We start from the raw sequence: 18,697 nt of genomic DNA, 5'->3' as shown, positions 1-18,697 counted from the left end.
ATGTTCGAGAAAGTCGTGAAATATCACCGTGAAAAAGCACCGAAATGGCTGCGCCGTTTCTGCCCGGATTATCACGCACTGAGAATCCATCACATCGAGCCGGATTCATTGAAAAAAGAAGGAATCAAAGCCGTGTTATTAGATGTGGATAACACTCTTTTGCCATGGAAGGGAATGCAAACTCCCAAAGAAACATTGGAATGGGTTAAAAAATGCCGTGAAATCGGATTGAAACTTTGCTTAGTGAGCAATACACGAAACCCTCGACGATTGAAAATTCTGAGCGAAGAGTGGGGAATTCCGTTCGTACGCGGCAGAAATAAACCTGCAAAAAGCGGTTTCCAAAAAGCTTTGGAATTGTTGGACGTAAAACCGGAGGAAACCGTTATGATCGGAGATCAGATATTCACGGATATATGGGGGGGGAATAGAGCAGGAATTCGCACGATTTTAGTTCGTCCTATGCACCCGCGAGAATTCATCGGTACGAAGGTAAGCCGCATTGCAGAGAAATGGCTGGTTAAGTTTCTTCCCAAAGCGGAGGGGGAATCGCCCTGAAAGATTTCATAAAAAGTGCGCGTCCTCGTCAATGGACGAAAAACTTGCTGGTCTTTGCCGGCTTGATTTTTGCCGGAAAGTTTACAGACCCGAATGCGATTCTGATTGCGACGCTCACTTTTTTTGCGTTTTGTTTCACGTCCAGCGCGGGTTACATTTTTAACGATATCCTCGACAAAGAAGCCGATAAACTTCATCCCGAAAAAAGGGAGCGACCGATTGCTTCGGGTCGCCTTCGCGTCGGGCATGCAGCGATTTTCGCCTTCTCCATCTTTATTTTAGGTTATGTCATCGCATGGCTGGCTCATCGAAATGCCGTGTTATCGCTCGGGCTTTACACGTTCAATCAACTTTTTTATTCGATTGTCGCGAGAAGAGTAGCGATTTTGGATGTTTTCATCATCGCCTTCGGTTTCTTAATTCGTGCTGCGGCGGGTGCTGTGGTTTTGGATGTGACGATTAGCAAGTGGCTTTTGCTTTGTACCTTGCTGTTGGCATTATTTTTAGGTTATGCAAAACGACGGCATGAATTGGAGTTCGCGATGGAATCGCGCAGTTCTCTCGGAGGATATACTCTTCCTTTGTTAGACCAACTGATAGCGATTTCTGCGGCTGCCTCAGTGATTTCGTATTGTCTGTATGCTATTTCTTCGCAAACTGCGTTTTCCCACCCGTTATTAGTTCTTACGATTCCCTTTCCCATATTCGGCGTCTTTCGATATATGGCTATCATTTACTATGATAAACTCAGCGGTAATCCCGATGTCGCGCTTTTGAAGGACCCGTGGCTTATCGGCACGGTTCTTCTTTTCTTAATCGTCAGTTTATATGCTATGTCGCAGGAAGGATGGGGGTTCTTGAGCCCATGGACAACGTAACTACTTGGAAAGATAACGTACATCTTCGACAATTCGTGAAATTTTGTATTGTCGGAGCGTTCAGCACCGTGCTCGACTGGGGAATTTGGTGGGTGCTTTATCACGGTTTTCATGATGCACTCACTCTTCCGCTGAACGAATGGTTTCGCACGACACTACCGAGAATCGCATCCCATCCTGACTTCGACGGTGCGTTTTCTGTTTTCAAAGCGATTTCTTTCGCTTTGGCGACCTTGAACGGATTCTTTTGGAATCGTAGATGGACGTTTCGAATCCGAGGCACGGAACAAAGGGTTCGTCAACTCGCGCGATTTTATCTCGTGAACATTATCGGATTGGGGATTAACACTCTCGTCGCAAGCCAAATTCATAAACCGGGGGCTGGAACTATCAACGAATTGCTCGCTCTTGCGACAGCGACACTCGTTACCGCATTTTGGAATTTTGCCGGACATAAACTTTTTACTTTTCGCGGACATCACAAGATACAGGATTCATCGTAGGATTTTAGAAAATAATTGAATGCATTGGAAAGATATTCGCCGTGACTCTGACGCAGGCTTGCGTTTAGGAATTCTCGGTAATCCCATCGAGCATTCCCTTTCACCGATAATGCACAATGCCGCTTTGCGCGCTCTCGGCATACATGGAAGTTATGAGGCTTTTGCCGTAGAGGAAAGCGAGTTTCAAAGTTGTGTTTATCATTTGCGGGATTGCGGTTTTATGGGCTTGAATGTAACTATCCCGCATAAGGAACTGGCTGCAAAAATTTCGTATGCAGACCATGATGTAGTAAAAATTTTAGGAGTCGCGAACACTTTGATGCTCACGTATCCGATTCGTGCACGAAACACGGACGTTGAAGGATTCTATGCACCACTGAAAAATATGCAACCCGGTCGAGCACTGGTGTTAGGCGCGGGGGGGGCGGCGAAAGCGGTGGTTTATGCTTTATTATCGCACGGATGGCAGGTCTCTTTGTACAATCGCACGAGAGAGAAGGCGAAAAATTTTGTTCGATTTTTTAATGCCGACATCGAGATACTGGAAAACCCCGATCCACGAAATTGCAATCTCGTAGTAAATGCAACACCGTTAGGATTGCATGACGAGATGCCGGAAATCCTCTGGGAAAATATCGGGGGGGATACATGTGTATATGATTTGGCATATCGCAAAGAGCCTACAGAGCTTTTGAAGTTCGCCGCCTCTAAAGGTTTGCGAATCATCGATGGACGAGAAATGCTCGTAGAACAAGGCGCTTTATCCTTGGAATGGTGGATAGGGGTGCGCGCTCAACGCGACGTGATGAGAAAGGCGGTCGGATTGGAAGTTTGAACGATGATTTGGTTCCGCCCCGATGGAGTTAACGACCCTCGTCTCGAAGAGGTGGCGAGGGCTATCCGAGATGGTGAAATCGTAGCCATACCCACAGAAACGGTGTATGGAATCGCAGCTGATGCATGGAATCCGCACGCTATTTTGAAAATTTTTCAAGCGAAGGGTCGCCCGGAAGAAAAGCCGATTAGTTTGTTGGTTGCAGACATTGCTCAGGCGCGTTCCTTGGCGAGGGAATGGAGCGCTTTAGCACAAAAACTTGCAGAGGAGTTTTGGCCTGGTCCGCTAACCATAGTCGTTCCGAAAAAGGAAAACGTTCCAGACATCGTTACGGGGGGGCGCGATACCGTAGGCTTGCGTGTGCCCAGGCATCCGATCACTATGCGTTTAATCGAGTTAGCACAAACTCCTTTGGCGGCTCCGAGCGCGAATCGAAGTGGAGAACCTCCACCGGACACAGCCGAAGACGTAGTGCGTCAGTTAGGAATCGCACCTGCGTTCGTGGTTGATTGCGGAAAATGCGCAATCGGAACGGCGTCGAGCGTTTTAGACTTGTCGGTGCACCCTCCTAAACTCCTGCGTGAAGGCGCGTTGAAGAGAGAAGTTTTAGAAAAAGTTTGTGAGATGAAATTATCGTAGTTCAGAATCTTGTTACCTTTATCCTCTTTACGGAAGACCTATTTCCTAACGCTCCCGCTCAGGCTCATTAATTCTCCATCTCATTTGATGCCTCAACATCTTCTTCATTTAAAGCCTATTTTGATGCCTCAACAGCTCCTGCTGTTGAGGCTTTCCTCATATAAATGGTTTTGTTGGTAAATCTATCATCGCCTGAATGTTGATGGGAAATGGAATTGAATTCACCGGTTCCCCTTGGGGGTCCTATGTTTATTTCGTACTCTCCCAAAGTTCATCCCATTCTTCGAAAGTCAGTTCGCGCAAAGGTTTTTTGGCTTTCTTTTCCATCGCCTTGAAGCGTTCCGTGAAACGATTGACCATCTGGGAGAGCGCTTCTTCCGAATCGATATCTAACCATCGAGCTAAATTAACCACAGCGAATAACAAATCTCCGAGTTCATGTTCCATCCTCGATTTGTCCCCCCCCTCGATTGCTTCCATCAATTCCTTTTCCTCTTCGTGAATCTTTTCGATCACCCCTTCGCGATTATTCCAATCGAACCCGGCGCGCGAGGCTCTTTTTCCGATTTCTTGGGCACGCATCAATGCGGGCATGCTTTTCGGCACTCCTTCTAAAATCGATTCCATCCCCTCTTTTTCTTCTTTTTTGATTTCATCCCATCGTTCGAGAACTTGTTCGGCATTCGCCAAACGCGCCTCTCCGAAAACGTGCGGATGTCGGCGAACCAGTTTTTCTGAAATCGTTTCTACGACGTCGTAAATATCGTAAAACCCTTTTTGTGCATCCATTTGCGCATGCATCACGACCTGCAAAAGCAAATCCCCTAATTCTTCTTTCAAGAGTTCGGGACGCTCCGCATCGATCGCCTCGGCGACTTCGTAAGCCTCTTCGATGAGATGATGTTTCAAGGATTTATGCGTTTGGGCTTTATCCCACGGGCAGCCTTCCGGACCCAAAAGAGTATCTACGATGCTCACGAGGCGCTCGAACGATTTTTTCTCCATCACCCCCCCGACATCATTTTATAGTCTCGCATGTACGCATCCCAGAGTTTTTGAAGACCGGGCGAAGCGATTTCGATTTTCGCCTTCGAGCGCATTTCCTCTAACATTTGTTTCACGTTGTTTCTTCTTTTTCCGATTTCCACCATGAGCATTCTGCGGATTCTTTCTTTGAGTTTGTCGTCGAGGAGAAGTTGCTTTGCTTCGGTTTTCTTTTCGACCCGATATTTCGAAAAAGCCCCTTCCGATTCGATCCAAGCCGTATCTTTTCCGGGAGCGGTGCGAGTAACCTCGTTCAAAACGTTTTGCGGGAGTTGAGCGATGGAAACTTCCGGCAAATCCCCCCCTGCGTATTTGGTGATGTCCGTAGACATTTCTTTCGCTACATCGGCAAATGGCTTCGATTTGAGCGCATTGTCCACTTTTTGCTTATCCGCTGCATTCTTTACGACGATTACTCGAAGTTTTACGGTCGCTGGCGTCGTGTAATACAGTTTATTCGTGTTATAGTGATCGGCGACTTGTTGGTCGGTGACGGTAACCCCTTTCGTCAACAACTTGAATTGCGCGATGTCTATCGCGATTTGCCGCTTCAATTCTTCGTCTCCGATGCCGAAATCCGCATAGGCTTTGTAAGTCTCATTGTCCTGTGCTTTGCGGTTGTTCAGTTCTTGGTTAATTTCGTTTTCTGTAGGGGCTACTCCTTGCTCTTTAGCGAGTTGCAGAATGAGTTGGTCTTGCACGATTTGCAATATCGTGAGAAAGGCTGGAGGACGCTCGACGAATTTACCGTTCGAGTAAACCCCGACTCCGGGCAACAACTCCATCCTTTTGTAGTACTCGGAAGCAAAGATTGGAACACCATTCACCCGAAGAATGACTTTAGAGTCTTGAATAGATGAAATCGAGTTGAGCAGAATGGCTAAAAAAGAGAATAGTTGGATTGTCATAATCTTATTCCTTTAGATTTCTTAAGAGTTAGACGATTGAACACAAAAATGGTCTCACAATAGCAATTTTCCAAAATAAGCATTTCCTTTTCAATGCATTTCTTTGTCCCCGTATAAAGTTTGAATATAGTTGATTTGCCCTGTGTGATAAACCAAATTCCAATAGTGAAAACCCATGATGTCTGCAATGGAACGGAGAAAACCTTCCTGAAAAGGAAAATGTACCATTACATCTAAATCCTCATCCGAAAAATTCTGAATCGTCTCGAAGAGTTTCTCGGTGTTTTCTCTTGCAGCCTCTTCGCATTTTTCGATGGTGTTCCATTTTTTTCGCTCTATAAGCGCTTGTTTCCATTTTTCTTCATCGAAGGGTGGACAAGCGCGTTCCTCCAAAACGGACCTAAACCATACGGGTGCTTGCGCACATTCTTGAAGTTGGTCGAGGACGCTTCTTCCTTCTTCGAGGGGTTTCCATTCGATTTTATCGGGAGGGACTGCTTTTGCAGTGCGGAAAAGATCATCGAGTGCCATTCGCGTCGAGCGGACAATTTGGTCTTGGTATTTCATAGGACAAACCTTTCTTGAAAAAAACTTTACCTCTCATTCCTCTTCGAAAAAGATTTAGAAAAGTTTAGAGGGTGTCCCTTCGGAAAGGGACACCCTCTGTCAGGAGGTGTCTATGCTGCCGTCCGGTTTCCCAGTTGAGCAGGTTCTTGACGATCCGTTCCTTTTGACCGTTCCTGACAAGCGTAAGCCGTATGAGCAATACCGAAAAGCAGGCTTTGCCAAAAACAAAAAACTGCACCGCGTCTAACGACTTTGGTACAGCCTTGTTTTTCTCGGTTTCGTTCGAACATTGGCTCTCGCTCTGTCGACGGGGTTAGCTGACGGGCTAGGGCCAAGAGTACCCTTCCCGATTTCTCGGGATACGCCCCAACGAGGTTGGTTCCCCCGCTTTCCCGGCCTTGGGAAATTAGACGCCGCCGGTTTACACCGGCTTATGTATTTTACTTCTTGTGATGCAGAAATGTTTCCAAAAAGTCGTTTTTTTCGAATATTTTCGATTTAATTTGCTATTTGTCTTCCTCGTCTCCTTGTTTCCAACTTCTTTCGAACAGCTCGCGCAGACGCCTTCGCTCCTCCTCTGCCGCTCTCCTTTTATCGGGGTCGAGACCTTCGTAGTCTTTTTCAAAAAAGACTCTTTTTTGTTTTCGCGGAAACTCTGGAAGTTTCAAGCGTCTCGTTGCATAGAGGTAGCAAAGCCCTAAAGGCAGCAGGGCAAAAATCGAAAAAAGTGGATGCCCCCATCCATATCCAATTCCTACACCTATGACCGTTAACCAACCTACCCATCTCGCCTCTATAGGGACTACCATAAATAAAAGAATCTTCGAATGGGGATGTCTCGCTGCCCAAGCAACCAAGCATCCAGCGACCGGAAGTCCCACGGTCATGAGCGGCACATCCCCTACCCCGAAGAGATAACCCAGCCAAAAGGAAATTGGGCAAATCAGCACCAAACCCGAAAATGCCAATGCGAATCTTTTTGTCCCATACTCTCGCTCGAGGGAAGAAGCGAAGAAATAAAGCCCGAGCCCTATAAAGAGTAATAATCCTAAGTCTGCCGTGAATATCCAGTAAGTGAAAATTGTCCAAGGTTTTCTGAGGAATTCGCTCGGAGTGAAAAAGGTGGATTTGACAAATGCATAGGTTTCAGGGTTCCCAGAGCCGAGCCAAAAAAGCAGGAAAGCCAGACAAACGACTCCCAAGACTATGTAGGTAAAAGGACTTCCACTGCGGTAAAGGAAATTATAAATTGCGTTGTTGACGAGCGGTCCTGGGGGTCTTTTTCCCATATAGTTATCTTACGGGTTTTCTCGTGAGATATGAACCTCTAAGAACCCTCAAAATGAGTATGAATGAAGATTTTGGGTGTATTTGGAGGCTTTTAAGGTTTCTCGTATAAGGGAACCCAGCTTCACATGGCTCGTTTATGAATATAAAGGATAATTCGCGGTTGAAACCGCTTGCTCAAGAATCGGATAAGCATTTGGTCGAGCTCGCGCAGGCGGGAAACCTCGATGCTTTCGAAACACTTTACCATCGCCATAAAGAGCGGCTCTATACTGTGGCGGTGGGGATTCTGGGAAATCATAGTGATGCACAGGACATTGTTCAGGAGGCTTACTTACGTTCCTTTTCTCGACTCGAAAAGTTGCGTAAGGAGACTAGCATTCTTGCCTACCTGTTGCGAATTGTCAGCAATGCGGCAATCGATATCCTACGATTTCGCAAAACGAGTCACACAGTCCCATTGGAAGGAGCTAATCAGGGGATAGATGAAATTCCGGACGCGCAACGGAATCCCGAGGTGGCAATGGAAGAGGCGAACCGTGTTTCAATCTTGCAAGAAGCCCTGCTCACTCTTCCTGCAGACCAACGAGTGGTCGTCGTGATGCATCATATCGAGGGTCTTCCTGTCCAAGATATCGCGGAGCAATTGAAGATTCCGGTAGGAACGGTAAAAAGCCGTTTGGGAAGAGCACGAGAAACGCTTCGAAGGAAGTTGCAAGGGAAACTGGAAGGATGAATCCGAAGTGACGAAATGATGAAATGTGAAGAGATACAACGCATAATTGCAGAATCCTCTGTCGAGGAATTGCGTGAAGGGTTCACCGAGGCAATAGAGATGCATATTATCGGCTGTGAGGCGTGTAGTAGTTATCGCAAAGAACTCCTCCAAATCTCGGAAGACTTAGGAAAGATCGTTTTACCCCCCCCTGTTTCTTTGGATGAAAAGGTTTTGGGAGGGATTCATACAAGGATTTATCACCATCCGAAAGTATTTCGTTTCGGTCGCGTTGCGTTGGTTGCTGCGGTGCTCGCTTTAGTGATGATTGTAATGGGTTTCATCTGGATTTATTCTCGCTATTCGCAACCGGAAGTGATTGATACCGAGCCCTGCAAACAGCCGCCAATTGCAAAGCCGAGAGACGTAAATCCGAAAACTAAAGGGGGGGCAAAGGAAGCAGTTATCCCTCAAATATAATATAAGATTCAGTAGGGAAGTGTCGTTACCGATTTTGCAATCAATGCGAGGGCAATAGAAATCATTGCAATGAGACCGCTCCCGCAACTGAATCCTGCAAGTAACACAGGCGCATACGACACCCACTTTTCCTCCCCATAGCGTTTCGCGAAATACTTCCTGCCTGCAATCGCTCCGAGAAATTGCGGAATCGTATTAGCAGGCCAAAGACCGATGCCCCCCGCGAAACCATAAAACACCAAAAGAGGAACTTTGAAAATCAAAAAGAACGAATACAACAGCAAGCCGCTTATCGTTCCCATAAGGATAAGAGGTGGCTTCAACGCCTGCATTGCTAAGTTTTGACTTCCGGGAGCGTTGACTTGTTTCCACACTGCTTCCGTCTGTGCATAAAAGGGCCATGCGAATTGAGCGAAAGGATATTGCCCTCCATCTAACGGCGACCCCCCCATGAAAAAGTTCCAAAATAAGAAACTTGCAATCATGATGAGAGGGAACATAAACAATTCTGCTTTGATGATGCTGGTGAACTTCGTTCCCGTGAGTTCCACTTCTCGAAATCTTTGCGCTGCCCATCCGTGGTCATGCAGTGGAATCGGGGCATACCAAATATCCACCTTCGGATATCGAGTTGCAACCACAGCAGCCTCTTTGAGATAAGGAAAACTCACCCCCCTCCCCGTAAGGCCAATCATTCGCGCTGAGATATAACTATTGAGAGGACTCCACAATAAACCGAAGAAAACCAAAAGGCCGATAGGAAATTCCGGAACGAGGCGATGGCATACGAAGATGAGAATGATCGTCGCGATTGCCCACACTGAAATTCCTAACGCAATAGGGAAGTCTCCTCGACCCGGCGGTGGCGCTAATGTAATTTGCATTTCTTTTCGCACCTTCTTTGCTGCCATAAGATGCTGAACAATTAGCAATATGCCCAATATCCCCACCGACAAGTTGATTCCTATTCCGATGCTCAACCAAAAATCCATGTCTACTGCGAGTTTCGTAGACCATGCCCCCCCGAGTTTCAAACTCGGAAACATTCCTAAATGATAAAGTATCGGATTGAGTACGATCTGACAAAGAACGGAGGCGATGCACGCACCCAAAACGATATGCCAAGGCAAAACGAAACCTAATAACACATTCCCCAAACTGAAACTCAACCCCACCAAGGCGGTCGGAAGCACGTTTTCTACAGCCTTCGTGTAATCCGCAAAGGGAATCGGAAATACCTCGAAACTTTCTCCCATCACGATGCCGGTAAAAATCGGAATTGCTAAATATACGAACCCGAAACACATTCCGACAACTGCTCCCGTGCTGAAAACGTTCCATCTCCAACTCTCTTCACCTCTCCCTGCTTCCGCGAGGGCTGTTGCACCACTCGCAGCGACTGGTGCATAAGGAAATGGCAGACGTTCTACATCGCTCGTAAAACGAAAAAGCACATAACCCATTCCAATCCAACTGGCGCGAACGCACATTTCGGTAAGAATCAGCAAGAGAATGGGAAGAGCCCAACCGATATTCCAAAACGAACGTTCCGCTAACGCTTCCGAACCAATAGGAGGCACTGCCCAACTCGGAACATCTTTTGCGAATCCTTCGAATGGTGGGGATTGCAAAGCATAGGAGCGCCAAACCAATTCACCGAACGGTCCTCCTGATATTCCTCTTTCTACCGCTAACACGGATGTCAACGATGCAGCGATATAAAAAAGAACATAGATTTCTTGTTTGCTTAGGGGTTGGAAACTTCTTCGAGCGACTTCTGCAAAGAGAACTATCGTCACCCATTCGGCGGCTTCTCCGATTCCTTGCCCTGCAACCAAACCCAAAAACAATCCGCCAGGAAGCATGACGAATGCTACGAACAGTGCGCCAATCATCGTGCGCACCGTAAAGCCTTCGCGAAACTCGACTACACCTTCCCGAGCCTGCGTTTCCGCAACCTCTCTTGCGTGCTCGATTTCCTTTATTTCCGTATCCGCCATAGAGAAGATTCGCCTTCGGTCTCTGCTTTTACCATGAAAAGTCAGACTTGTAAGACTTGTCGGACTTATCGTGCTTATTAGACTGTTCGGACTTGGGTAATTTCTACCACGATGGGGACGAATCCGCTTCTTCGAAAATTTTTGATCACGGGCTTCCTCATCGTAATAACTCTCATTCCTACTGCAAAATTTGTTTTTACAGATTCCGTTCCTGCCCCCATTGACCAAATCCACACACTCCCCCCATGGAATCGTCCAATGGAAAACGACAAGCCATGGGATGTGCTTTATGCCGACGCGGCATTGCAAGTCCTCCCATGGAGAGATCTCGTTCTCGATTCTATAAGAAAGGGAGAAGTTCCGTTATGGAATCCGTACACGTTGGGCGGAGTACCTTTTTTAGCAAATTCGCAATCAGCCCCCCTCTATCCTCTGCATTGGCTTTGGGCTTTGTTAGGTTTTTCTGCAGGGAGATTGCTTGCGTTTTCCTCATGGCTTCATCTTTTCATCGCCGCAATCGGCACATATCTTTTATGTCGAAGTCTTCGATGCTCGAGAATGGGGGCATTTTTCGCAGCATCTGCGTTTTCCCTTTCTGCTTTCATGGTTGCGTGGATTCCTCTTTCCAGCGTGATGATGACCGCGTCTTGGATCCCTTGGTCTATGTATGCTCTTCATCGCTTGTATGAAAAACGAAGGGGAAGAGACGTCGCTTTGCTTTCGATTTCAATCGGTTTGATGCTCTTGGCTGGGCATCTGCAAATTGCAGTGTATGGTTTACTTGCGACTTCGTTTTTCGCTTTATGGCTGTTGGCTTTCAAACGCACAGAAGAATCGGGTGAGAAAAAGCTCTTCCTCTTTCATGTATTGATTGGATTCGTTATCGGCTTTCTGGTTGCATCTCCGCAATTGTTGCCGGTACTCGAAAATGGCAGGATGGGACACAGGGCGTCCCCCCCCACAGAAGAAGGTTACCATGGTTATGCGTCCCAATCTCTCGATTTGCATCACCTCGCTGTTTTCATTGCACCGAATCTATTCGGAATGCCGGGAGAATGGTTCGTAAGTAAAGACGGAGATCGTCTTCCCGCTTATTGGCTTGCCTTGCAAGAACCCGGAAGGCATTATGCGGAACTTGCGTTTTATCTCGGTCCTTCTGTGCTGTTTTTCGGTCTTCTGGCATGTTTTCGATATTGGCGAAAAACAGAAATCTCTTTTTTCGTTTTTTTATTTTTATTTGCAATTGCGGCAGCCCTCGGAACGGTAATTACTCGAGCGATGTATTTTTGGATTCCGGGATGGTCTGCTACGGGTTCACCAGGGAGAATCGCTGTGTTGTGCGCGTTATCGCTTTCTGTCCTTGCAGGTTGTTGTTTTCGTGAAAGTACGCAATCTCATTCCTATCATCCAGACAAATCGTCGAAGATTGCCACTCTTTCTTCCGCTGCTATCGTTCTCTTTCTCTCGATTTTCGTAACGCTATGGGAGATTTCGCTCTATGAAGAAATTAATTTACATACTTTCTTTCAATCGCTAATTTTTTTCGAAATAACGGGATTTGCGGCAATCCTTTTCGCAGTCCTTTATTTCCTTCCCTACAGACGCTTCGTAAATTTCATCGCTCCGATAGCAATCGCTTTGAATGTTATCGTTATTTCTTATGCGCATCGCTCTTTATTGCCCGTTGCTTCAGAAACCTCCTTCAAAGAACCTTTCGAAGGCATGGAATTTTTGCAGTCTTTGCAAGCGAACCGAATCGCAGTCGTAAATGAACGTTGGACACTTTTCGGTCCCGGAAATAACGCTATGGCCATACCGAATAGTTTGCTTCCTTATCGAATTCATCAACTCGATGGATACGATTCGATTATTCCTCGTCAGCGAAAAATGCTTTTAGATTCGATAAACGGAAAAGACAGCGCCCCTCTGGCAAACGGCAACATGCTTTTTTTGAAGCCAGGCTTCGATGAAAAACTTTTAATGAATGCCGGAGTTACCTATGTCGTTTCGTCGATTCCGCTTCCGTATTTCGTCGAATTCCAGGGGAATGGCTGGGATGCCTATCGAGTTTCCGAAAACACCATGGCTCCCGAAGTCTTGCAAGAGAGAATGAATTCGAAACTCATCCGGCTCCCGTCCGAAAAACCTTCGACCTTGCTCGAGGCGGCGATCCCCGGTTGGTGGGCAAAATCTGGAAATTCTTGGGAATCCCTAACCCCTAAGAGTGAACTTCGCGGGACGGTCGAACTTCTTTACCTTCCTGGCTCGTATCGTTTAGGTTTTTTGGGGGGAATGCTTGGGATTTTCGCAATAGTTGCGTTATCATATAAGCGTTAAAAGAACAGGGTAGAAAGGATATGCGCACGAAACCCGTACCGGAAATCATCGAAGGTCATACCGGCTATCGTGGCAGGTATATGACCGTGATTTTTAATAACGAAACGAACACTTTCGAAGAGGTTATGGAAACGATTATCTATGCTACGGGGTGTTCTCTCGAAGAGGCGTATTGCGAAACCTGGGAAGCGCATACGTTCGGCTCGGCTACGGTTCATTTCGGCTCTCAGGAAGCGTGCAGCGCAGTAGCGTCCATCATTTCTCAAATCGGAGTGAAAACCGAAGTTCGACCAGAATGGGATGAATGACAAACACGGCTGACGTTTCGATAATTCCTTCTAAAGAAATCGAAGAAAAGGAGCGCATCGGCGGCGGACGCGGTGGGGGATGGATGGTTACGGTATATGATAACAACTACAACACTTGGGAAGAAGTGATGCATATTTTGCAAGTGGCGACGGGCTGCACTGCAGAAGAAGCCTATATAGAGACTTGGGAAATCCACAATCTCGGAAAAAGCATCGTACATCGCGCTGCAAAAGAAGAATGTGAAAAAGCCTCCGCTATCATCAGCACCATAGGCATTCGCGTCGAAGTTTCCAGAGAAGAATAGAAGCGTATAACGTAAGAATAGAGTTGCCATTCTGAATCTCTCCTTCCCCCTCCTATGTTCAAGCAAAATTGTTTTGAGGAGGAAAAATTGATTTGAGAACTCTGTTGCGGATTTACCTAAAATAATTACGGTTCCCCCTGCTTACGCAAGGGGAACCGATTTGTTGTGAATCTATCATCAATTTGAACGCTGGTAAATAAAAATAGCGTTGCTTGAATACTGTAAATAAAAAATCACGTTGCTAAAAAAAATTTTTAAATTCATCCGGTTCCCCTTCGAGCGGAGCGAAGAGGGGGAACCTTTAAGGAGGGGGTAAAAGAATTCTGCTTGTAAAAAATAGATGCTCCTAAAATTTTATTAAAACCCCCTCCGCAAGGGAACCAGTTTGTAAATGAGTCTATTCTTTCTATTTCCAAATTCGTTCTTCCTCGTTGTTTCGATTTGGAAGTGAAAAAAATATATTCATTAGATTCCGAAAAAATCCTTCGTGCTAACTTTTGCGTAGGAATGCCCTTTTCTTCGCAGTTCTGGGATTCCATATGAGCAGTTCGTCTTCCTTCGAATAGGGAATGCGAATACTTCCTTTTATGTGTGTAAATTCTTTTCCCGCTAATCCTTCTCTGAAATCGTAAAATACGATTTCTTCGTCTTCGATTTTATATTTCCCGATTTGTCGGATTGTTAGGGTTCTCGGTCGTACGGGCTTACCAGAAGAGGGAAATTCCATCTTGGTGGTTTTTACGAAGGTGCCACCTTTTCGCAATTCCAATCGCATTTCTTCTCCTCGACGCTCACTGACCCAAACGCCTGTCAAATCCTCTTCCCGCCTCGAACAACCCAGCAAAATCATGATGACTATGCAGGTAAAATAAATCCAAAATCCCCGGAGGGAAAGAAATGCCATCCCGCGCTGAGTTTAAAACGCAAAAGCATAAAAAATCTATCGTACGGCTCCATGCCAAGAAACTCTCGCCCAAAAAAGACGGCGAATTGCAGAAGAAACAAACAGAGCAAGTCACTCAAAGTTTGCTCGGTAAATTTCATAAAGCGTTCATAGAAAACCCGAAAAATATACTGGCTATGAACGCCGTTACCACAACTTCTGTCCACAATGTCGCAAAAAACCGCCAAGTCGTGAATGCGACGAATCACATCTTTTCGCATGTACTCAAAGCGGGTGAATCCACGAGCCAAAACTCGAGCGGAAGATGCTGGCTTTTTGCGGGTTTGAATCCTCTTCGGGCAGCATTGATGAAAAAACATAAACTCGACGATAAATTCGAACTTTCGCAAAATTATCTCATGTTTTACGACAAACTCGAAAAATCGAATTTCTTTTTGGAAAACATTCTCCGAACTCTCGATGAGCCCGTCGGAAGTCGTCTCTTGGATTGGCTCCTCATGTCTCCCATCCAAGACGGGGGGCAGTGGGACATGTTTTTGAACTTAGTAAGGAAATACGGCGTAGTTCCAAAAGCGTTCATGCCAGAGACCGATAGCAGTAGCAACACAGGTTTGATGAATGCTTTAGTCACTGCGAAATTGCGTGAATTTGCACACACTCTTAGGCGTTATGCGGAAAAAGGTGCGAAGATGAATGCTTTGCGAGAAGAAAAACTTCGCATGATGGAAACGATTTATAGAATGCTCGCAATTCATTTAGGTGAACCCCCCCAAAAATTCTATTGGCAGTGGAGAGATAAAGAGAATAAATTCCACCGAGAAGGATGGATGACTCCTCTGGAGTTTTACGAAAAATACATCGCTTCGGAGTTGGAGTCGAAGATTTGTCTCATTCATTGCCCCCAGAAAAGCAAAAAGTTCAACACGCTTTATACGATCGACTTTCTCGGAAATGTCGTGGGGGGGGATATCATTCGATATTTGAACGTCGAATTGCCGATTCTCAAACAGGCTGCCATCGAACAGATTCTCTCCGGAGAAGCCGTGTGGTTCGGATGCGATGTCGGGAAAATGCTCGATCGAGATTTAGGCATTTTGGACATGAAACTCTACGATTACGAATCCGTTTACGGCACGAAACCGAAACTCAACAAAGCGGAAAGATTGGATTACGGGCAAAGTGCGATGAATCACGCGATGGTTTTCGTAGGGGTAGATTTGGACGAAAAGAAAAGACCTCGAAAATGGCGCGTGGAAAACAGTTGGGGAGACAAAGGGGGGGATAAAGGGTTCCTCGTGATGAGCGACGATTGGTTCGATGAATACGTGTACGAAGTCGCGGTCAACAAAAAATTCTTGCCGAAAAAACTTTTGCCCATTTTAGAGACAGAGCCCGTTCGATTGCCTCCGTGGGATCCCATGGGTGCGCTTGCCATAGCACCTTGATTTCGTAATGTTCAAACCGTCTCCTGAGAAGTTTAAAGAAATTGCTAAGGGGGGGCGCCTCGTTCCTGTCTACGCGGAAATGCTCGCGGACCTCGAAACCCCCGTGAGCGCATATTGGAAGTTGGCTCACGATGCAAAACTCTCTTTCTTGCTCGAATCGGTAACAGGGGGGGAAAGGCTCGCTCGCTATAGTTTCTTGAGTGCGAATCCCAAAAAAATCCTTCGCACTAAAAATAACCTTGGCGAATGGATAGAAGACGGTAAAAGTCATTCCTTCGAAATCCCCAGCGGAGACTCACCCCTTTCTGCGATTCGCAAAGCAGTTTATGAAAGACCCTATGCATCCCTCGAGGGACTTCCTCGCTTCACGGGTGGGGCAGTCGGCATGCTCGCCTATGACCTCGTCCGTTTTTTCGAAAAAATCGAGAACCGAGTACCGGATGATTTGAATTGCGACGATGTCTGTATGCTGCTCTGCGATACCCTCGTAGCATTCGACCATGCGAAGAATCGCATGTTGGTCATCTCGCATGCAACGGAGGAGGACGGCTCTTACGAAAGTGCATGTCTTAGGATTCGCGCCATTGTCGATCGTTTGCGAGGTTCTCTCCCCCCCCTTCCGAAAAGCAAAGGTTTGCAGCCGAATTTTCAAACCAATATCAGCCGAGACCAGTTCGAAGAAGCCGTCCGCAAAACGATACAATATATCGAAGCGGGAGACGGGGTTCAAATGGTTTTGAGTCAGCGTTTTTCTTCGCCGGTTTCCGCTCATCCCATTTCGCTCTATCGCAGTTTGCGCTCGCTCAATCCTTCCCCTTATATGTATCTTTTGCGATTTGGAAATTGCGATGTCATCGGAGCCTCTCCGGAGGTTTTAGTCACCTTGGAAGATGGCATCGCTCGCGTTCGACCGATTGCAGGCACGCGTCATCGTGGACAAACCGAGGCGGAAGACGCACTGCTCGAAAAAGAACTTCTCGCCGATGAAAAAGAAAGGGCGGAACACATCATGCTCGTGGATTTGGGAAGAAACGACTTGGGAAGAATAGCCGAACCTGGAACTGTGAAGGTGAACGAGTTAATGGTCGTCGAAAAATACTCCCATGTCATGCATATCGTAAGCGATGTCACTGCAAAAGTTAAACCTGAATACGACGCTCTCGATGTTTTTCGCGCTTGTTTTCCCGCTGGAACGGTTACAGGTGCCCCGAAAGTTCGAGCAATGGAAATTATCGAAGAATTAGAACCGACGCGCAGAGGTTGCTATGCCGGAGCCGTCGGTTATTTCGGATTCAATGGAGATATGGATATGGCGATTGCTATACGAACGATTTTCTTAAAAGACGGAATCGCGCACATTCAAGCAGGAGCAGGTATCGTTTACGATAGCGTTCCCGAAAAAGAATGGCAAGAATGCTATAACAAAGCGAAAGCCGTAATGCAAGCAGTCGAAGAGGCGGAAAAGGAAGATTTTTTGAAATAAATAAATTAATGATAAAGATTCTGTGAACAAAATGGTTTTGCTGATCGATAATTACGACTCATTCACTTACAACATCGCGCAATATGCGTTGGAATGTGGTGAAGAAATTCTCGTGAAACGAAACGACGAAATCACGCTCGACGAGATTCGCTCTCTAAATCCGCGAGGAATTCTCATATCTCCTGGACCGTGTACACCGGATAAAGCGGGAATTACGGAAGACGTGATTCGAGAGTTCGCCGGAAAAATTCCGATTTTCGGAGTTTGTCTCGGGATGCAGGCGATTGGTGAGGTTTTCGGTGGAAAAATCGTCCGCGCGAAACGAATCATGCACGGGAAGGCTTCCTTCATAGAACATAAGGGAGAGGGAATTTTCGAAGGACTTCCTTCACCGATTCGCGCGATTCGCTATCATAGTTTGGTCGTAGATAAGGATTCGCTTCCCGATGAATTGCGAGTCCTCGCAACGAGCGACGACGGCGAAATCATGGCTCTCCAGCATAAATCTTACGATGTGCAAGGCGTTCAATTCCATCCCGAAAGCGTCCTAACGGAGCATGGGCACCGCATCGTCGAAAATTGGCTGAGGCAGATAGAAGCGAAATAATCATAGAAGCGTAATAATCCAATTGGACGAAAATTGGGAATTTGTGCCTAATTCCATATAAGTGGATACAGAACTTGCGGTATCCTTGTCGAATCCCTGAGGAATCGGAGATCAATAAAATGACTAAAAAGCACGTTTTTCCAGTTTTATTCTCTTTATTGCTCGGCTCCCTCTTGTTCGCTCAAGATGCCGTAACGCTCGCGTGGAAACCTACCGTGGGCATGGTGAACAAGTACAAAGTCGAAGTGAACTCAACGATGGACATGGGAGACGGCCAGCCGCATAAAGTCGTGGTGAATTTCAACATCACGGAGAAAATTCTCAAGATTCGCGACGATGGGAACATCGAAGTCGAAGCCACACAAGGTGAAATGGGAATCGTGATAGATGGTCAAGACCTCGGTCAAGGAATGCCCTCTCAAACCTCTGTAACGGTAATGAAACCGAACGGAGAAACACTGGAGCGGAAGACCGAAAATGCGCCGGGAATGGACAATCCTCGTCTCGAGGAAAGTTTCACCTTCATTTACCCCGACAAACCCTTACGCATCGGTGACACATGGACGAGAAAGGTCAAAGCGGATGCGAAAAAGGGGACTGTAGACGCCGAAGCCACTTACAAATACGAAGGCACTGAGACTGTGAATGGCCAAACACTCTGGAAGGTGAGCTATCAGTTCAAAGAGACTGGTGGAGATATGCCGTTTACCGTGAGCGGAGTTGTTTGGTTATCCTCGAAAGACGGAACTTTATTCAAAGGGGAGTACACCATGAAAAACGTCGAGTTTCAGCCGGGTGTACGAGCCGATGCGACTGCCAAAGTGACGAAAGTCGGATAAAAATCTGACGACCCCCCACCGTAGTTTATGCCTCAACTGCTCCTGCAGTTGAGGC

General features: G+C 46.5%; 21 protein-coding genes and 1 riboswitch. Of the genes, 15 read left to right on the top strand and 6 right to left on the bottom strand.

Going from position 1 to position 18,697, the window contains the following annotated elements:
- The 5 genes from VNK96_09635 to VNK96_09615 are packed head-to-tail and all read left to right on the top strand — an operon-like array spanning position 1 to position 3,413.
- Positions 1-558 (top strand): YqeG family HAD IIIA-type phosphatase, encoded by a 558-nt coding sequence (locus tag VNK96_09635; protein ID HWP31966.1) that lies wholly within the window; start codon positions 1-3, stop codon positions 556-558.
- Complete coding sequence (locus VNK96_09630) at positions 549-1,436, top strand: decaprenyl-phosphate phosphoribosyltransferase (GenBank protein HWP31965.1); 888 nt, start codon at positions 549-551, stop codon at positions 1,434-1,436. Before VNK96_09635 ends, VNK96_09630 begins: the two co-directional genes overlap by 10 nt.
- On the top strand, positions 1,424-1,939 hold the full coding sequence (locus VNK96_09625; GenBank protein ID HWP31964.1) for a GtrA family protein: 516 nt from the start codon (positions 1,424-1,426) through the stop codon (positions 1,937-1,939). Before VNK96_09630 ends, VNK96_09625 begins: the two co-directional genes overlap by 13 nt.
- Positions 1,940-1,958: 19 nt before the next feature.
- On the top strand, positions 1,959-2,774 hold the full coding sequence (aroE, locus tag VNK96_09620; protein HWP31963.1) for a shikimate dehydrogenase: 816 nt from the start codon (positions 1,959-1,961) through the stop codon (positions 2,772-2,774).
- Between the two features lie 3 nt (positions 2,775-2,777).
- Positions 2,778-3,413, top strand: coding sequence for an L-threonylcarbamoyladenylate synthase (locus VNK96_09615; GenBank protein HWP31962.1), 636 nt, complete (start codon positions 2,778-2,780; stop codon positions 3,411-3,413).
- Positions 3,414-3,662: 249 nt separating this feature from the next.
- Here the strand turns inward: VNK96_09615 and mazG are convergent, their stop codons facing one another.
- From mazG to VNK96_09600, 3 genes are all read right to left on the bottom strand, one after another.
- On the bottom strand, positions 3,663-4,418 hold the full coding sequence (gene mazG, locus VNK96_09610; protein HWP31961.1) for a nucleoside triphosphate pyrophosphohydrolase: 756 nt from the start codon (positions 4,416-4,418) through the stop codon (positions 3,663-3,665).
- Complete coding sequence (locus VNK96_09605) at positions 4,418-5,365, bottom strand: peptidyl-prolyl cis-trans isomerase (protein HWP31960.1); 948 nt, start codon at positions 5,363-5,365, stop codon at positions 4,418-4,420. The genes mazG and VNK96_09605 overlap by 1 nt, the downstream gene beginning before the upstream one ends.
- 90 nt (positions 5,366-5,455) lie before the next feature.
- Positions 5,456-5,932: a DinB family protein gene (locus VNK96_09600; protein HWP31959.1), complete on the bottom strand. Its 477-nt coding sequence runs from the start codon at positions 5,930-5,932 to the stop codon at positions 5,456-5,458.
- A gap of 112 nt (positions 5,933-6,044) precedes the next feature.
- On the opposite strand from VNK96_09600, the gene VNK96_09595 reads away from it, so the two are divergent.
- Positions 6,045-6,179, top strand: coding sequence for a hypothetical protein (locus tag VNK96_09595; GenBank protein HWP31958.1), 135 nt, complete (start codon positions 6,045-6,047; stop codon positions 6,177-6,179).
- A 41-nt stretch (positions 6,180-6,220) separates the two neighbouring features.
- Positions 6,221-6,355, bottom strand: a riboswitch (cyclic di-AMP (ydaO/yuaA leader).
- An 83-nt stretch (positions 6,356-6,438) separates the two neighbouring features.
- Here the strand turns inward: VNK96_09595 and VNK96_09590 are convergent.
- Positions 6,439-7,221 (bottom strand): rhomboid family intramembrane serine protease, encoded by a 783-nt coding sequence (locus VNK96_09590; protein HWP31957.1) that lies wholly within the window; start codon positions 7,219-7,221, stop codon positions 6,439-6,441.
- A 161-nt stretch (positions 7,222-7,382) separates the two neighbouring features.
- Between VNK96_09590 and VNK96_09585 the strand changes: the two genes are divergently transcribed.
- Together VNK96_09585 and VNK96_09580 are read left to right on the top strand one after the other, a co-directional pair.
- Positions 7,383-7,955, top strand: a complete 573-nt coding sequence (locus tag VNK96_09585; GenBank protein ID HWP31956.1) for an RNA polymerase sigma factor — start codon at positions 7,383-7,385, stop codon at positions 7,953-7,955.
- 15 nt (positions 7,956-7,970) lie between these two features.
- Entirely contained in the window at positions 7,971-8,414 is a 444-nt protein-coding gene (locus VNK96_09580; GenBank protein ID HWP31955.1) for a hypothetical protein, read from the top strand.
- An 8-nt stretch (positions 8,415-8,422) separates the two neighbouring features.
- Here the strand turns inward: VNK96_09580 and VNK96_09575 are convergent, their stop codons facing one another.
- On the bottom strand, positions 8,423-10,414 hold the full coding sequence (locus VNK96_09575) for a hypothetical protein (protein HWP31954.1): 1,992 nt from the start codon (positions 10,412-10,414) through the stop codon (positions 8,423-8,425).
- Between the two features lie 111 nt (positions 10,415-10,525).
- Here VNK96_09575 and VNK96_09570 point away from each other — a divergent pair, with 111 nt between their 5' ends.
- The 3 genes from VNK96_09570 to VNK96_09560 are packed head-to-tail and all read left to right on the top strand — an operon-like array spanning position 10,526 to position 13,364.
- Complete coding sequence (locus VNK96_09570) at positions 10,526-12,751, top strand: hypothetical protein (protein ID HWP31953.1); 2,226 nt, start codon at positions 10,526-10,528, stop codon at positions 12,749-12,751.
- A gap of 20 nt (positions 12,752-12,771) precedes the next feature.
- The gene (locus VNK96_09565) at positions 12,772-13,059 is read left to right on the top strand and encodes an ATP-dependent Clp protease adaptor ClpS (protein ID HWP31952.1); all 288 of its coding nucleotides are present in this window, start codon (positions 12,772-12,774) and stop codon (positions 13,057-13,059) included.
- Positions 13,056-13,364, top strand: coding sequence for an ATP-dependent Clp protease adaptor ClpS (locus tag VNK96_09560; GenBank protein HWP31951.1), 309 nt, complete (start codon positions 13,056-13,058; stop codon positions 13,362-13,364). The genes VNK96_09565 and VNK96_09560 overlap by 4 nt, the downstream gene beginning before the upstream one ends.
- Before the next feature lie 490 nt (positions 13,365-13,854).
- Here the strand turns inward: VNK96_09560 and VNK96_09555 are convergent, their stop codons facing one another.
- Positions 13,855-14,178, bottom strand: a complete 324-nt coding sequence (locus VNK96_09555) for a hypothetical protein (GenBank protein ID HWP31950.1) — start codon at positions 14,176-14,178, stop codon at positions 13,855-13,857.
- An 83-nt stretch (positions 14,179-14,261) separates the two neighbouring features.
- On the opposite strand from VNK96_09555, the gene VNK96_09550 reads away from it, so the two are divergent.
- From VNK96_09550 to VNK96_09535, 4 genes are all read left to right on the top strand, one after another.
- Positions 14,262-15,713: a C1 family peptidase gene (locus tag VNK96_09550; protein HWP31949.1), complete on the top strand. Its 1,452-nt coding sequence runs from the start codon at positions 14,262-14,264 to the stop codon at positions 15,711-15,713.
- A 7-nt stretch (positions 15,714-15,720) separates the two neighbouring features.
- Complete coding sequence (gene trpE / locus VNK96_09545) at positions 15,721-17,196, top strand: anthranilate synthase component I (protein HWP31948.1); 1,476 nt, start codon at positions 15,721-15,723, stop codon at positions 17,194-17,196.
- Positions 17,197-17,227: 31 nt separating this feature from the next.
- Positions 17,228-17,803, top strand: a complete 576-nt coding sequence (locus tag VNK96_09540) for an aminodeoxychorismate/anthranilate synthase component II (protein HWP31947.1) — start codon at positions 17,228-17,230, stop codon at positions 17,801-17,803.
- 119 nt (positions 17,804-17,922) lie between these two features.
- The gene (locus VNK96_09535; GenBank protein ID HWP31946.1) at positions 17,923-18,642 is read left to right on the top strand and encodes a hypothetical protein; all 720 of its coding nucleotides are present in this window, start codon (positions 17,923-17,925) and stop codon (positions 18,640-18,642) included.
- Positions 18,643-18,697: the final 55 nt, after the last annotated feature.

The sequence above is a fragment of the Fimbriimonadales bacterium genome (assembly GCA_035559795.1).
Taxonomy (GTDB): Bacteria; Armatimonadota; Fimbriimonadia; order Fimbriimonadales; family ATM1; genus DATMAR01.
This window is presented reverse-complemented; position numbering and strand designations above follow the sequence as displayed.